The sequence below is a fragment of the Burkholderia sp. MSMB1459WGS genome, from assembly GCF_001534535.1.
In the GTDB taxonomy this organism is placed as follows: domain Bacteria; phylum Pseudomonadota; class Gammaproteobacteria; order Burkholderiales; family Burkholderiaceae; genus Burkholderia.
In genome coordinates this window covers 78,450-93,294 of sequence record NZ_LPMU01000061.1, presented here as the reverse complement: position 1 = coordinate 93,294, position 14,845 = coordinate 78,450, and the positions used below count along the sequence as shown (strand labels likewise).

General features: G+C 66.0%; 12 protein-coding genes. 8 read left to right on the top strand and 4 right to left on the bottom strand.

Annotated features, from left to right (window positions below; translation table 11 throughout):
• The first annotated feature begins 121 nt into the window (after positions 1-121).
• Positions 122-325 (top strand): cold-shock protein, encoded by a 204-nt coding sequence (locus WT97_RS23210; RefSeq protein WP_034208192.1) that lies wholly within the window; start codon positions 122-124, stop codon positions 323-325.
• A gap of 180 nt (positions 326-505) precedes the next feature.
• On the opposite strand, the gene WT97_RS23205 is transcribed toward WT97_RS23210, so the two are convergent.
• Positions 506-2,113 carry a multicopper oxidase family protein gene (locus tag WT97_RS23205; RefSeq protein WP_060354581.1) on the bottom strand — a complete coding sequence of 536 codons (1,608 nt, stop codon included), beginning with the start codon at positions 2,111-2,113 and terminating at the stop codon, positions 506-508.
• 613 nt (positions 2,114-2,726) lie between these two features.
• On the opposite strand from WT97_RS23205, the gene WT97_RS23200 reads away from it, so the two are divergent.
• Positions 2,727-2,951, top strand: coding sequence for a hypothetical protein (locus WT97_RS23200; RefSeq protein WP_034208193.1), 225 nt, complete (start codon positions 2,727-2,729; stop codon positions 2,949-2,951).
• 123 nt (positions 2,952-3,074) lie between these two features.
• Here WT97_RS23200 and WT97_RS23195 read toward each other — a convergent pair whose 3' ends face one another.
• Together WT97_RS23195 and icd are read right to left on the bottom strand one after the other, a co-directional pair.
• Positions 3,075-5,303, bottom strand: coding sequence for an NADP-dependent isocitrate dehydrogenase (locus tag WT97_RS23195; RefSeq protein WP_060354504.1), 2,229 nt, complete (start codon positions 5,301-5,303; stop codon positions 3,075-3,077).
• 283 nt (positions 5,304-5,586) lie between these two features.
• Positions 5,587-6,843: an NADP-dependent isocitrate dehydrogenase gene (gene icd, locus WT97_RS23190; RefSeq protein ID WP_006478026.1), complete on the bottom strand. Its 1,257-nt coding sequence runs from the start codon at positions 6,841-6,843 to the stop codon at positions 5,587-5,589.
• 276 nt (positions 6,844-7,119) lie between these two features.
• Here icd and WT97_RS23185 point away from each other — a divergent pair, with 276 nt between their 5' ends.
• The 6 genes from WT97_RS23185 to WT97_RS34995 all read left to right on the top strand — a co-directional run bounded on the left by WT97_RS23185 (position 7,120) and on the right by WT97_RS34995 (position 13,950).
• The gene (locus tag WT97_RS23185) at positions 7,120-7,698 is read left to right on the top strand and encodes a pseudouridine synthase (RefSeq protein WP_006490892.1); all 579 of its coding nucleotides are present in this window, start codon (positions 7,120-7,122) and stop codon (positions 7,696-7,698) included.
• A 282-nt stretch (positions 7,699-7,980) separates the two neighbouring features.
• The gene (locus tag WT97_RS33385; RefSeq protein WP_011352970.1) at positions 7,981-8,196 is read left to right on the top strand and encodes a hypothetical protein; all 216 of its coding nucleotides are present in this window, start codon (positions 7,981-7,983) and stop codon (positions 8,194-8,196) included.
• Between the two features lie 160 nt (positions 8,197-8,356).
• A complete protein-coding gene (locus WT97_RS23180) occupies positions 8,357-8,857 on the top strand; it encodes a DUF192 domain-containing protein (protein ID WP_059504707.1) in 501 nt (166 codons plus the stop codon).
• 227 nt (positions 8,858-9,084) lie between these two features.
• Positions 9,085-11,196 (top strand): elongation factor G, encoded by a 2,112-nt coding sequence (gene fusA, locus WT97_RS23175; RefSeq protein ID WP_059504705.1) that lies wholly within the window; start codon positions 9,085-9,087, stop codon positions 11,194-11,196.
• Positions 11,197-11,358: 162 nt separating this feature from the next.
• Complete coding sequence (locus tag WT97_RS23170; RefSeq protein WP_179949396.1) at positions 11,359-12,369, top strand: HoxN/HupN/NixA family nickel/cobalt transporter; 1,011 nt, start codon at positions 11,359-11,361, stop codon at positions 12,367-12,369.
• A 291-nt stretch (positions 12,370-12,660) separates the two neighbouring features.
• Entirely contained in the window at positions 12,661-13,950 is a 1,290-nt protein-coding gene (locus tag WT97_RS34995) for a hypothetical protein (RefSeq protein ID WP_082751479.1), read from the top strand.
• A 30-nt stretch (positions 13,951-13,980) separates the two neighbouring features.
• Here WT97_RS34995 and WT97_RS23160 read toward each other — a convergent pair whose 3' ends face one another.
• A complete protein-coding gene (locus tag WT97_RS23160) occupies positions 13,981-14,826 on the bottom strand; it encodes an aldo/keto reductase (RefSeq protein WP_059795759.1) in 846 nt (281 codons plus the stop codon).
• Between the last annotated feature and the right edge of the window lie 19 nt (positions 14,827-14,845).

Here is a 14,845-nt window from a genome sequence, read left to right as displayed (position 1 = left end):
GGCGAAACGAAAGAGGCCGAGGTGAGCTTGTGAGGGGGGAACGGCTGTATTTTCAGTCGTTTAGCTTTTCGAGCGTGCTCGTGGTAAGTAGCAGCGACTGTGTGACAGGGGAAGTAGGAAAATGGCAACTGGTATCGTTAAGTGGTTCAACGACGCGAAGGGCTTCGGCTTCATCACTCCCGACGAGGGCGGTGAGGATCTGTTTGCGCACTTCTCGGCTATCAGCATGAATGGTTTCAAGACGCTGAAGGAAGGCCAGAAGGTGAGCTTTGACGTCGTTCAAGGGCCGAAGGGCAAGCAAGCGTCGAACATCCAGGCCGCATAAAGGCATCGGATATCGGACGAAGAAACCCGGCGCACAGCGCCGGGTTTCTTTTTTGAGGCCGGCCAATCGATAATCGATTGGCCGGCCTTTTCGTTCAATCCCGATAATTGAACGCACATTGTCTCGTCACGCATGCGGATCGCGTATCGAATCCGCACGTGGAACACATTCGCGGTTTCGTTACACGACCTTCAGCGTACCCATCATGCCGAGATCCTCGTGTTCGAGAATGTGGCAGTGAAACATGCGCTCTCCGGGCATGTCTTGCGTGACGAGAATCGACACGGTTTCACCGCTGCGCACGTTCACGGTATCGCGCCACGCGCGGAACGGTTCGCTCGTGCGCGAACCGGCCGACGCCCGCTCGATGACCTGGAACTGCGTGCCGTGCAGATGGAACGGGTGATCCATGTCCGTCGTATTGCGGATCTCCCAGCGCTCGACGTCGCCGCGACGGCTCGTCAGCGTCGCACGGTGCGGCGCGTAGGTGTCGCCGTTGATCGTGAAGCGCATGCCGGCCGGGCGGCCGTGCGTCGCGCCGTTCATCATCGCGTCCATGTCCATTTCCTCGCCGAACGCGACCGTCTTGTGCGCCACCGGTTCGCCCAGCGGCCGCACCGCGCGCAGCGTGGCAGGCAGCGCACGGGCCTCGGCGGGCGCAAACGCGACATCGGCCAACGCCAGCGCCGGATCGGGCGACAGGCTGCCGTGGCCGTCGTCGTGCGACATCGCCATCTTGCGGCGGTCGTACTCGGCCGCCTGCAGCACCGCGCGCGACGCGCGCTCGCCGGCGCGCACCAACAGCTCCGCGCGCTCGCCCGGCGCAATCAGCAGCGACGTCGCGCGCCGCGGCGCGTCGAACAACCCGCCATCGGTGCCCACGTGCTCGAACGCGCGGCCGTCGTCGAATGCGATACGCAGGTAGCGGGCGCTGCACGCGTTCCAGACACGCCAGCGTTCGTCGCCCGCGACGTCGATGCGCGGCCGACGCGCGCCGTTGACCAGCACGAACTGGCCTTCACGGCCGTTCATCCAGTCCATCATGTCGTTCGGCGCAATCGTGCCGTCGCGTGCAAGCTTCAGGTCCGACACGAACAGGTGGCGCTCGGGCCAGCCGGCAAGCGGATCGTCGGCGGCGCGCACGACGAACGGGCCGGCCAGCCCGCGGAACACCTGCTCGGCGGTCATCATGTGCGGATGCGGGTGGTACCAGTAGGTGCCGGCGCTGCCCTTCGGCAGCGTGAAGCGATACACGCGCGACGCGCCGGGCGCGACGGGATCGGACGGGTTGCCGTCCTGGTCGGGCGGCACGGGCAGGCCGTGCCAATGGATCGTCGACGGCTGCGGCAGCTTGTTTACGAACCGGATCTCGACCGTATCGCCCTCCCGCACGTCGATCAGCGGGCCGACGACGGGGCCTTGCGTGCCCGCGCCGAACTGCCAGAAGGTGGTCGGCCGCGCACCGTGCAGCATCGAGCGCGCGACGGGCTGCGCCACCAGCGTGGCGCGGAACGTGCCGGGCTCGCGACTTTCGTTGGCCAGCGTGCGCAACGTCGCCAGCGGCGCGCCGGCCGGCAGCGCGTCGGCGGCCGCGAGCGCGACCGGCGCGGGCTTACCGTGCTGCGCGTGCGCTGACGTCCCTGACATACCCGACATGCCCGGCATGTCGGTCATCGAATCCATGCCGGCCATGCCCGCGTGACCGGCATGCTGCGCCCACGCAGTGCGTGCGCATAGCGACGCGGCCGCGACACCAACGGCGTGCGACAGGAAGGTTCTCCGTCTCATCAATCGATCCTCGTTATTCATGCGGCGCCGCGCGGCAGCCGCGGCGGTCGCGTCATCATAACCGCAGGCCTTCATCGAAAAACGCCGTCGCCGGGCGGGCGGCGATACGCCGCAGCAGAGCGTCGCGACCAGGCCGGACACAAGCGCCACGCTTGGCATCGCCGAGCGGCGCTTCGGCAACCATCGCTGCCCTCCACCCGTGCCTTGCACCCGCCGTGCAAACGAGCTTGGCGCGTTCCGCCTCGACCCCGCGCTTGCTCCCGCTGGATCGACGATCCGCAAACCGGCCAATTTTTCACGATGCGGAACAAGTCACTGCGTTATAAAAATTCGTGGTGCAGGGCACAAATTTCCCGTTTCGCGATGCCGAAAAACGTTCCGCAATACAAAACAACAAAAATAATTATTTGTTTTTAAAAGAGAAATTTTGTTTGGAGAAGCCGTTCTACCTGCACCATCCGAGCAGGTCGCGGACGTAGACTTTGTTCCATGCACTGACGCTTCGCCGCGACGTTCGATACGAAACCCGGCGCAAGCAGCCAGTCGGGCCACAGCCGGCCGAGCCGGCAGGCGGCACACCAGAATCGCTCGTGATCAGAAAGGGAGAACGGAAATGAAGGGATTTCGCTTTGGTTCAGCGCTCGGGTCGTTCTACATCCTGCCGGCAAACGGCGGCTGGGAAGCGACGTTCGGCAACGCCCTGCTCGGCGCATTCTCGTGCCCGGAAGCGGCGGCCGACCACATCTCCCGCGGCGACTGCGCGCAACCGTCCGAACTGGACACGGCCACGCTCGAAGTGCCGGACGAAATCGCGGAATGGGAAATCGTTCACGTCTGAATGGCAAGCCTGCAACGACAAACGCCCCGGGCGACCGGGGCGTTTTTCTTGAGTGCCGGGCGGCGAACGGTTCAACCCGCCGCGCCCGCACATGCATCGGCTCGCGCGATTGCGCGGCCGGCGTCAGGCAACCGCGTCGACGATGCCGTTCAGCGTCGCGCTCGGGCGCATGGCCTGGCTCGTCAGCTCGACGTTCGGACGGTAGTAGCCGCCGATCGCCTGCGGCTTGCCTTGCGCGGCCGCCAGCTCTTCGAGGATGCGCGCTTCGCTGTCGGACAGCGCCTTCGCCACGCCTTCGAACTGCACCTTCAGCGCGGCGTCCTCGGTCTGCTCGGCCAGCGCCTGCGCCCAGTACAGGCACAGGTAGAAATGGCTGCCGCGGTTGTCGAGGCCGCCGACCTTGCGCGCCGGCGACTTGTTCTCGTCGAGGAACTTGCCGGTCGCCTGGTCGAGCGTCTTCGCGAGGACGAGCGCCTTCGGATTCCGGTAAGCGTTGCCGAGATGTTCGAGCGACGCGGCCAGCGCGAGGAATTCGCCGAGCGAATCCCAGCGCAGGAAGCCTTCCTCGACGAACTGCTGCACGTGCTTCGGCGCGGAGCCGCCCGCCCCCGTTTCGAACATCCCGCCGCCGGCCATCAGCGGCACGATCGACAGCATCTTCGCGCTGGTGCCGAGTTCCATGATCGGGAACAGGTCGGTCAGGTAGTCGCGCAGCACGTTGCCGGTGACCGAAATCGTGTCCTTGCCCGCGCGGATGCGCTCGAGCGAGAAACGCGTCGCTTCGACGGGCGTCATGATGCGGATGTCGAGGCCGTTCGTGTCGTGATCCTTCAGGTAGCGTTCGACCTTCGCGATGATCTGCGCATCGTGCGCGCGCGCCGGATCGAGCCAGAACACGGCCGGCGCGCCGGTCGCGCGCGCGCGGTTGACGGCCAGCTTGACCCAGTCCTGCACCGGCGCGTCCTTCGTCTGGCACATGCGCCAGATGTCGCCCGACTCGACTGCGTGCTCGAGCAGCACGTTGCCGGCTTCGTCGATGACGCGCACGACGCCGTCCGCCGGAATCTGGAACGTCTTGTCGTGCGAACCGTATTCTTCGGCCGCCTGCGCCATCAGGCCGACGTTCGGCACGCTGCCCATCGTGACCGGATCGAACGCGCCGTGCTGCTTGCAGTCCTCGATCACGGCCTGGTAGACGCCCGCGTAGCAGCGGTCCGGAATCACGGCCTTCGCGTCGTACAGTTGACCGTCCGGGCCCCACATGCCGCCCGAATCGCGGATCATCGCCGGCATCGATGCGTCGACGATCACGTCGCTCGGCACGTGCAGGTTCGTGATGCCCTTGTCCGAGTTGACCATCGCGAGACGCGGGCGCACCGCGTATTCGGCCTTGACGTCGGCCTCGATCGCTTCGCGCGTGTCGGCCGGCAGATCCTTCAGGCGCGCGTACAGATCGCCGATCCCGTTGTTCGGGTTGAAACCGACCTTCGCCAGCACGTCCGCGTGCTTCGCGAGCGCGTCGCGGTAGAACACCGACACGAAGTGACCGAACAGGATCGGGTCCGAGACCTTCATCATGGTCGCCTTCAGGTGCACCGAGAACAGCACGTCCTGCGCCTTCGCGTCGGCGATCTGCGCTTCGATGAAGCTGCGCAGCGCCTTGCGGCTCATCACCGAAGCGTCGATCACTTCACCGGCCTTCACGGCCGTCTTTTCCTTCAGCACCTTCTTCACGCCGTCGGCCGTCGTGAGTTCGATCTTCACGCTGCCGGCATCGGCGATCAGCGCCGACTTCTCGCTGCCGTAGAAGTCGCCCTCGGTCATGTGCGCGACGTGGGCCTTCGACGTCGGCTTCCACGCGCCCATCTTGTGCGGATGCTTGCGTGCGTAGTTCTTGACCGACAGCGGCGCGCGGCGGTCGGAGTTGCCTTCGCGCAGCACCGGGTTCACCGCGCTGCCCTTGATCTTGTCGTAGCGCGCCTTGACGGCCTTCTCTTCGTCCGTCGACGGATCTTCCGGATAGGCCGGCAGCGCGTAGCCCTGCGCCTGCAGTTCGGCGATCGCGGCCTTCAGTTGCGGCACCGATGCGCTGATGTTCGGCAGCTTGATGATGTTCGCTTCCGGCTTCAGCGTGAGCTGGCCCAGCTCGGCCAGATCGTCGGAACCCTTCTGCTCCGACGGCAGGACGTCTGCGAATGCCGCGATGATGCGGCCGGCGAGCGAGATGTCGCGCGTTTCGACGGCGACGCCGGACGAACGCGTGAAGGCCTTGACGATCGGCAGCAGCGAATAGGTCGCGAGCGCCGGCGCTTCGTCGGTGAGGGTGTAGATGATCTTGGGCGAAGTGGACATGGTGGTCAAAGCATTGCTACGTGATGATGGGACTGAGGAGCGCCGGCGGTAACCGGCGGGGAGCGACCGGGTCGATCGCGAAAGGGGCGCGCCGGTTCAGCCGGGCGGTGGTGTTGCGAGGGCCGTCATGGTCTACCTTGCAGGGCTTGCGGGCCGCATCGCGGCGCCGCGGCCCGCATGCCGGGCCGCCCTGCCAACAAAACCTGCCATCCACGAAACGCTCCGGCGCCGGCAGTCAGCGCCGGGGCGGCCGGCAACCTGCCGGCCCACCCCGGAAGGGGTCTTACATGTTCTCGATCAGCACTTCGCCGAAACCGGAGCACGATACCTGCGTCGCACCTTCCATCAGGCGCGCGAAGTCGTACGTGACGCGCTTCTGCAGGATCGACTTCTCCATCGCGGCGATGATCGTATCGGCTGCTTCCGTCCAGCCGAGGTGACGCAGCATCATTTCCGCCGACAGGATCTCGGAACCCGGGTTCACGTAATCCTTGCCTGCGTACTTCGGCGCCGTGCCGTGCGTCGCCTCGAACATCGCGACCGAATCCGACAGGTTCGCGCCCGGCGCGATCCCGATGCCGCCGACCTGCGCGGCCAGCGCGTCGGAGATGTAGTCGCCGTTCAGGTTCAGCGTCGCGATCACGTCGTATTCGGCCGGGCGCAGCAGGATCTGCTGCAGGAACGCATCGGCGATCGAATCCTTGATCACGATCTCGTTGCCCGTCTTCGGGTTCTTCACGCGCATCCACGGGCCGCCGTCGATCAGCTCGCCGCCGAATTCCTTTTGCGCGAGCGCGTAGCCGGCATCACGGAACAGGCCTTCCGTGAACTTCATGATGTTGCCCTTGTGCACCAGCGTGACCGACTTGCGATCGTTGTCGATCGCGTACTGGATCGCCTTGCGCACGAGGCGCTCGGTGCCTTCGGTCGACACGGGCTTGACGCCGATCCCGGAGGTTTCCGGGAAACGGATCTTCTTCACGCCCATCTCGTCCTGCAGGAACTTGATCACCTTCTTCGCCTGCTCGGAGCCCGCCGCCCATTCGATGCCCGCGTAGATGTCTTCCGAGTTCTCGCGGAAGATCACCATGTCGATCTTCTGCGGCTCGCGCACCGGCGACGGCACGCCCTTGAAGTACTGGACCGGACGCAGGCACACGTACAGGTCGAGCTCCTGGCGCAGCGCGACGTTCAGCGAACGGATGCCGCCGCCGACCGGGGTCGTGAGCGGCCCCTTGATCGACACCACGTATTCCTTCAGCACCTGCAGCGTTTCGTCCGGCAGCCACACGTCCGGACCGTACACCTTGGTCGCCTTCTCGCCCGCGAAGATCTCCATCCAGTGGATCTTGCGCTTGCCCTTGTAGGCATGCGCGACCGCCGCGTCGACGACCTTGATCATGACCGGCGTGATATCGAAGCCCGTACCGTCGCCTTCGATATAGGGAATGATCGGCTGATCGGAAACGTTGAGCGAGAAGTCCTTGTTGACGGTGATCTTGTCACCGCCCTCCGGAACCTTGATGTGCTGATACGGCATGATCGACTCCAGTGACGTGGCTGAGCAGGTGATGCTGGTCGAAACTGCGCGCGCAGCGGGGGCGCGGCATGGCCACCCCGCGACGGCAACAGCGAGCCGCTATTCTAGCGCCCCAACCGGGCACTTCGGCGCGAACCGCGACACTGCGCATCAAGCCCTCACTTATGTCTTATATAAGACAGAGGACTTGCCGTTCCGTATTATGCATTAAGATTCCGCCATTTGCCATAGACCGCCCGCCCCGGCTTCCCGCGGGGCGCCGGGCGGGCCCCCGCCATGAACCTGATCGCCCTCAACAAGCCGTTCGGCACGATTTGCCAGTTTTCCGCGCACGAGACGCGGCCGTCGCTCGGCGACTGGGTAAAAACGCCCGGCGTGTACGCAGCCGGCCGGCTCGACGCGGACAGCGAGGGGCTGCTGCTGCTCACCGACGACGGTGCGCTGCAGGCCCGCATCGCGGAGCCGCGCCACAAGCTGGTGAAACGCTACTGGGCGCAAGTCGACGGCGCGCCGGGGCCCGCCGACCTGAAGGCGCTCGCACGCGGCGTCGACCTCGGCGACTACGTGACGCGCCCGTGCCGCGCCGAATTCATCGAGCCGCCCGACACGCTGTGGCCGCGCAATCCGCCGATCCGCTACCGCGCCGCGATCCCGACCACCTGGATCGAGCTGGCGATCACCGAGGGCAAGAACCGGCAGGTGCGCCGGATGACGGCGGCCGTCGGCTTCCCGACGTTGCGCCTGGTGCGCGTCGGCATCGGCGCGCTCGATATATTCGCGCTCGGCATTGCGCCGGGCGAAACGATCGCCCTGCCGCCGCGCGCGCCGTGGGACGGTTTCGCGCCCGCCGGATGACGCATCCGGGATGCGCGAATTTTTTCGTCGTCTTTTTCGTCAACCGCCCGCGGAGATCGTGCGTTAAACCACGCAGATGCCAACCTTAGCTATCCGGCATTGGCAGCCGAACCCGTGTTTGCGTCACGAAAGCGACGTTTTATTCGAATACGATTCGGCGCCCGCAGCGCAAAGAGAAATTTCTCGAAGCGTCTGTCAACCGAAAGGTGGATGGCACCGTTAGACGACATGACTCCTATTGCCGGGTCATTTGGTTAATTAACTAAAGCTGAGGAACACAACATGAACAAACTGATCGCCGCTCTGGTCGCTGGCCTCTTCGCAACGGCTGCTTTCGCACAAGCTTCGGCTCCGGAAGCTGCTCCGGCAGCAGCAGAAGCTGCTTCGGCACCGGCTAAGCACGCTGCCAAGAAGCACCACGCTGCCAAGAAGCACCACAAGGCATCGAAGAAGGCTGCAGCAAGCGACGCAGCAGCACCGGCAGCTGCTTCGAACTAAGTAAGCAAGCTGTAATAACGCAGTCAAGAACACGCAGTTCTGCCGTTCTTACGGCGTTGAAAGGCAGATCACCGCAAGGCGATCTGCCTTTTTCTTTTTTGTGCCCGCCGGCGCGCATCGCGTACCATGCGGGTCTCGTTTTCCAGACAGGAGCCATGCTGTGCCATTCTCCCTGCGCCAGTCGCTCGGCCGCCTTGCGCGCGCCGCCGTGTTTCCCGCCGCCCTCGCCGTCCTCGCGCTCGGCATGCAGGCCGCCGGCGCGCAAGTGCCGCCTGGCGCCAAGCAGCCGAGCGAGTTCCCGCGCGTGAAGCTGCGCGCCGGCATGTATGTGATCGACGCGGCCGTCGCCGCCAACGACGCCGATCGCGAACAGGGGCTGATGTACCGTTCGCAGCTTGCGCCGAACGAAGGCATGCTGTTCGTCTTCAACGAGAACGCCGTGCACTGTTTCTGGATGAAGAACACGCTGATTCCGCTGTCGATCGCGTTCATCCGCGCGGACGGCACGATCACCGACATCGACGAGATGAAGGCCGAGACGACCGACAACCACTGTCCGCGCAACAACGGCGTCTATGCGCTCGAAATGAGCAAGGGCTGGTTTGCCGCGAAGGGTATCAAGCCCGGCATGAAGCTCGACGGCCTGCCGCGGGCCCAGTAACGGCAACGGCCCGCGCGGCGGCATCGCGCCGCGCACCGACCGCAAGCCGGCCGCCCGTGGCGCGCCGGTTTTTTTTCGCCCGCCGGCGGCGGTGCGCGCCTTGATTCCGCCTGCGCCGGCCGCATCTGCAAAAGCCACGCGCAAGCGCTATGCTTGAAGTCTCGCTTGTTCCAGCCCGGGCCGGCTCCAGCCGGCCCGCTTACGATCCGAACCACCAGGAGGTTCACGTGCCCCGCAAAACCCCCATCGAGCGCTATCGAAATATCGGGATCAGCGCTCACATCGATGCCGGCAAGACCACGACGACCGAGCGCATCCTGTTTTACACCGGCGTGAGCCACAAGATCGGTGAAGTGCACGACGGCGCGGCCACGATGGACTGGATGGAGCAGGAGCAGGAACGCGGCATCACGATCACGTCGGCGGCGACCACGGCCTTCTGGAAAGGCATGGCCGGCAACTATCCGGAACACCGGATCAACATCATCGACACGCCCGGGCACGTCGACTTCACGATCGAAGTCGAGCGTTCGATGCGCGTGCTCGACGGCGCGTGCATGGTCTACGATTCGGTCGGCGGCGTGCAGCCGCAATCGGAAACCGTGTGGCGCCAGGCGAACAAGTACAAGGTGCCGCGCATCGCGTTCGTCAACAAGATGGACCGGATCGGCGCCGACTTCTTCCGCGTGCAGAAGCAGATCGGCGACCGCCTGAAAGGCGTCGCCGTGCCGATCCAGATTCCGATCGGCGCCGAAGATCATTTCCAGGGCGTCGTCGATCTCGTGAAGATGAAGGCGATCGTGTGGGACGACGAAAGCCAGGGCGTGAAGTTCACGTACGAGGACATCCCCGCGAACCTGGTCGAGCTCGCGCACGAATGGCGCGAGAAGATGGTCGAGGCCGCGGCCGAAGCGAGCGAGGAACTGCTCGAGAAGTATCTGCACGACCATGAATCGCTGACCGAGGACGAGATCAAGGCCGCGCTGCGCCAGCGCACGATCGCCAACGAGATCGTGCCGATGCTGTGCGGCAGCGCGTTCAAGAACAAGGGCGTGCAGGCGATGCTCGACGCGGTGATCGATTACCTGCCGTCGCCGGTCGACGTGCCCGCGATCCTCGGCCACGATTTCGCCGATCCGGAAAAGCCGGCGGAACGCCACCCGAGCGACGACGAGCCGTTCTCGTCGCTCGCGTTCAAGATCATGACCGACCCGTTCGTCGGCCAGCTGATCTTCTTCCGCGTGTATTCGGGCGTCGTCGAGTCGGGCGACACGGTGCTCAACGCGACGAAGGACAAGAAGGAGCGGCTCGGGCGGATCCTGCAGATGCACGCGAACGAGCGCAAGGAAATCAAGGAAGTGCGCGCGGGCGACATCGCGGCGGCCGTCGGCCTGAAGGAAGCGACCACCGGCGACACGCTGTGCGATCCGGCCAAGCCGATCATCCTCGAGAAGATGGAATTCCCGGAGCCGGTGATCTCGCAGGCCGTCGAGCCGAAGACGAAGGCCGACCAGGAAAAGATGGGCCTCGCGCTGAACCGCCTCGCGCAGGAAGATCCGTCGTTCCGCGTGCAGACCGACGAAGAGTCCGGCCAGACGATCATTTCGGGGATGGGCGAGCTCCACCTCGAAATCCTGGTCGACCGGATGAAGCGCGAGTTCGGCGTCGAAGCGACGGTCGGCAAGCCGCAGGTCGCATATCGCGAGACGGTGCGCACGACGGCCGCCGACGTCGAAGGGAAGTTCGTCAAGCAGTCGGGCGGTCGCGGCCAGTACGGCCATGCGGTGATCACGCTCGAGCCGAACCCGGGCAAGGGCTACGAGTTCCTCGACGAGATCAAGGGGGGCGTGATTCCGCGCGAGTACATCCCGGCGGTCGACAAGGGCATCCAGGACACGCTGAAGAGCGGCGTGCTCGCGGGCTACCCGGTCGTCGACGTGAAGGTGCACCTGACGTTCGGCTCGTACCACGACGTCGACTCGAACGAAAACGCGTTCCGGATGGCCGGCTCGATGGCGTTCAAGGAAGCGATGCGCAAGGCAAAGCCCGTGCTGCTCGAGCCGATGATGGCCGTCGAGGTCGAGACGCCCGAGGACTTCATGGGCAACGTGATGGGCGACCTGTCGAGCCGGCGCGGCATCGTGCAGGGGATGGAGGACATCGCGGGCGGCGGCGGCAAGCTGGTGCGCGCCGAGGTGCCGCTCGCGGAGATGTTCGGCTATTCGACGTCGCTGCGCTCGGCAACGCAGGGTCGTGCGACGTACACGATGGAGTTCAAGCATTACGCGGAAACGCCGGCGAACGTGTCGGAAGCCGTGATCAACGCGAAGACGAAGTAAGCGCCGCGCGCGCCCCGGCGCATGCACGCGAAGCCCGTCCGGTTCCGGACGGGCTTTTTTTCATCCGGCGCGGCGCATCGCGCTCGCGACTTGTTGATCGATACGCCGAGCTTTTTTTCGCGTGCCACAATGGATGGCGAATCGTCAGATGGAACCCGCCCGATGCCGCCCACCCCTGCCCTGCGCCGCCTGCTGGCCCTCTATGCCGGCCTGATCGCCGCGAACGTCGCCGTCTGGCTGTGGGCGCTCGCGGTGCTGCGCGACCATCCGCTGCTGCTCGGCACCGCGGCGATCGCGTACGGGCTCGGGCTGCGTCATGCGGTGGACGCGGATCACATCGCCGCGATCGACGTCGCGACGCGCAAGCTGATGCAGGACGGCCAGCGTCCGGTGAGCGTCGGCCTGTTCTTCTCGCTCGGCCATTCGACGATCGTGATCGCCGCGACGCTCGGCATCGCGCTCGCCGCGTTTGCGCTGCGCGACCGGTTCGATGCGTTCCGCGAGATCGGCGGCACGATCGGCACGGCAGTATCGGCCACGTTCCTGCTGGTGCTCGCATGCGTGAACTTGGCGATCCTGCGCGACGTGTGGCGACGCTATCGCGGCGCATCCGGGCACACGCACGACGGCGCGCATGATCATCGTCCCGCCGGACTCGTCTCGCGGTTGCTGCGCCCGTTGTTCCGGTTCGTGTCGAAGAGCTGGCACATGTATCCGGTCGGCGTGCTGTTCGGGCTCGGTTTCGATACTGCAACCGAAATCGGCCTGCTCGCGATCGCCGCCGCGCAGGCCAGCCAGGGGCTGCCGGTCTATACGATCATGCTGTTCCCCGCGCTATTCACCGCCGGCATGACGCTGATCGACTCGACCGACAACGTCCTGATGATTCACGCATACGGCTGGGCAATGGACGATCCGCAGCGCAAGCTGCTCTACAACGCGAGCATCACGTTCGTGTCGGCGGCCGTCGCGCTGGCGATCGGCGGGATCGAGGCGGCCGGCCTGCTGGCCGACAAGCTGTCGCTGACGGGCCCCGTGCGCGACACGCTCGATGCGCTCGGCGAACGCTTCGGCTCGATCGGCTACGGCATCGTCGCGCTGTTCCTCGTCTGCTGGATCGCGTCGATCCTATTCCACCGCTGGCAACGTGCGGCCGACGCGCCTGCGCGCTGAACGACGCGCCCGACGTTTCATTCCGGAAACAAAACGCCCCCCTGCGACGTTGCAGGCGTGGTCACGCGACGACGCCCGCCTTTCGCCACGGGCCCAAGCGGCCGATGGCACGAATCTCGCAGATAGGGATTCGCACGGCGGGCCCGCGTGCCGATCCGCATTCGCGGCTGGCGTCGAGCGCCGGCCCGACGGCCATCGGCCGACGATAGGACAACGAATCTTTTACGCCCCCCTGCACCACACGTAGATCGTCGCGCGGCAACGAGGCATCGCGCGCATGGGGAGGCCATGATGCATAAGACGAAACAACCGTTCCGCGCGGCGGGACGGCGCCCTCGTGCAACCTTGCTGGCCGCGGCCGCGTTTGCGTGCTGCTGCTCGTATGCCGTCGCACAGAACACCACGCCTGACGCCACGCCCGACGCGAACGCCAGCGCGGACACCATCATGACGCTGGTCGAGAACGCATCGCCGTGCGCCGCCAATCCGGCCGCGTGCGCGGCGCACGTTTATGCCGGCCGGGGCGTCGGTAATGGCGGTGCCGGTGCGAGCGGCAGCGGCAGTGGGAATGGAAACGGCAGTGGCACCGGTAGCGGCGGTGGCGGTGGCAACGGTAGCGGCGGAAATAACGGGAACGGGGCCGTCGGACCGGCCGGTGTCGGTGGAACGACAGGCGGAACTTCAGGCAGTACGAGCGGCACGGGCCGGGGAGGCAATGCGTCGGGTAACGGTGGTTCGGGTGGCGGCACCTCGGGTGGCGGCACCTCGGGCGGTGGTACCTCGGGCGGCGGTACTTCGGGTGGCGGCACCTCGGGCGGCGGTACTTCGGGCGGCGGTACTTCGGGCGGCGGTACTTCGGGCGGCGGTACTTCGGGTGGCGGTACTTCGGGTGGCGGTACTTCGGGTGGCGGTACTTCGGGTGGCGGTACTTCGGGTGGCGGCACCTCGGGTGGCGGTACTTCGGGTGGCGGTACTTCGGGCGGCGGTACTTCGGGTGGCGGTACTTCGGGTGGCGGTGGCCACGGTGGTGGTGGCGATGGTGACGGCGGCGGCCACGGTGGCGGCCATGGCGATGGCGGTGGTGGTCACGGCAACGGCGGCGGCAATGGCAACGGCGGTGGTGGTCACGGCAATGGCGGCGGCAATGGTGACGGCGGTGGCGGCCATGGCAATGGCGGCGGCCATGGTGACGGTGGTGGCGGCCATGGCAATGGCAATGGCGGTGGCAACGGTGGAGGTGGTCACGGCAATGGCGGCGGCAACGGCAATGGCAACGGCAGTGGCGGAGCCGGCAATGGCGGCGCTAACGGTGTCGGCAACGGTCGTGGTAATGGTGGCAATAGCGGCGGCGCGGGCAACGGTGGCGGAAACGGTAACGGCGGTGGGGGCGCGGGTCACGGCGGCGGGAGCGGCGGCGCCAATGGCACCGGCGGCCACGGCAATGGCGGCGGCAACGGTAACGGCAATGGCAGTGGCGGCGCCGGCAACGGCGGGGCCAACGGCGTCGGCAACGGCCGTGGCGCCGGTAACGGCAACGGCGGCGGTCACGGCAACGGCGGATCGTCCGGCGGCAATCACTGACCCGACGAAGCGTTGCCCGGCCGAATACGGTCAGAGCATCTCGAGCGCGCGCTTGCTGCGCGGCGGACGGAAATACGCGTCAAGCTGCGCGCGCTCGTCATCGCTCAACACCAAGTCGAGCGCGGCGCGGTTGTCGCGCACGTGTTCGATCCGCGACGCCTTCGGAATCGCGAATACAGCCGGCTGCGCGAGCACCCATGCCAGTGCGACGCGCATCACCGACACGCCGCGCAGCCGCGCGATCTCGTCGAGCGGCGAGCGTTTGGGCAGCCGCCCGTGATCGACCGGGCTATACGCCATCGCCGGAATCCGATGGTCGGCCAGCCACGGCAGCAGGTCGAATTCCGGGCCGCGTCGCGCGATGTTGTAGAGAATCTGGTTGGTTGCGCACGCACCGCCGCCCGCCTCGCCGACGAGTTCGGCCATGTCAGCCGTATCGAAATTGCTCACGCCCCAGTGGCGGATCTTGCCCGCACGTTGCAACGCGTCGAAGCCCGCGACGGTTTCTTCGAGCGGCACCGAGCCGCGCCAGTGCAGCAGGTACAGGTCGAGGCGGTCGGTACGCAGGCGCTTGAGGCTCGCGTCGCACGCGGCGACGACACCGCGCCGGCTCGCATGGTGCGGATAGACCTTGCTGACGAGAAACACGTCGTCGCGCAGGCCCGCGAGCGCGTCGCCGACGAGTTCCTCGGTCGCGCCGTCGCCATACATCTCGGCCGTATCGACCAGCGTCATCCCGAGTTCGATGCCCTCGCGCAGCGCGGCGATCTCGTCCGCGCGCCGCGCCGGCCGCTCGCCCATTTCCCAGGTGCCCAGGCCCAGCTTCGGAATCGTCTCGCCGTTCGGCAAGACGACCGTGGCGATCGTGTCTGTCATGCGTTCCTCGTTGCGGATT

What these genes read in the sequence shown, in the direction of transcription:
- WT97_RS33385 (WP_011352970.1), top strand. Translation starts at nt 7,981, where the DNA reads ATGAACAAACTGATCGCCGCTCTGGTCGCTGGCCTCTTCGCAACGGCT.
- WT97_RS23200 (WP_034208193.1), top strand. Translation starts at nt 2,727, where the DNA reads ATGAAGGGATTTCGCTTTGGTTCAGCGCTCGGGTCGTTCTACATCCTG.
- WT97_RS34995 (WP_082751479.1), top strand. Translation starts at nt 12,661, where the DNA reads ATGCATAAGACGAAACAACCGTTCCGCGCGGCGGGACGGCGCCCTCGT.
- WT97_RS23195 (WP_060354504.1), bottom strand. Translation starts at nt 5,303, where the DNA reads ATGTCCACTTCGCCCAAGATCATCTACACCCTCACCGACGAAGCGCCG.
- WT97_RS23160 (WP_059795759.1), bottom strand. Translation starts at nt 14,826, where the DNA reads ATGACAGACACGATCGCCACGGTCGTCTTGCCGAACGGCGAGACGATT.
- WT97_RS23185 (WP_006490892.1), top strand. Translation starts at nt 7,120, where the DNA reads ATGAACCTGATCGCCCTCAACAAGCCGTTCGGCACGATTTGCCAGTTT.
- WT97_RS23210 (WP_034208192.1), top strand. Translation starts at nt 122, where the DNA reads ATGGCAACTGGTATCGTTAAGTGGTTCAACGACGCGAAGGGCTTCGGC.
- WT97_RS23205 (WP_060354581.1), bottom strand. Translation starts at nt 2,113, where the DNA reads ATGAGACGGAGAACCTTCCTGTCGCACGCCGTTGGTGTCGCGGCCGCG.
- icd (WP_006478026.1), bottom strand. Translation starts at nt 6,843, where the DNA reads ATGCCGTATCAGCACATCAAGGTTCCGGAGGGCGGTGACAAGATCACC.
- WT97_RS23170 (WP_179949396.1), top strand. Translation starts at nt 11,359, where the DNA reads ATGCCGCCCACCCCTGCCCTGCGCCGCCTGCTGGCCCTCTATGCCGGC.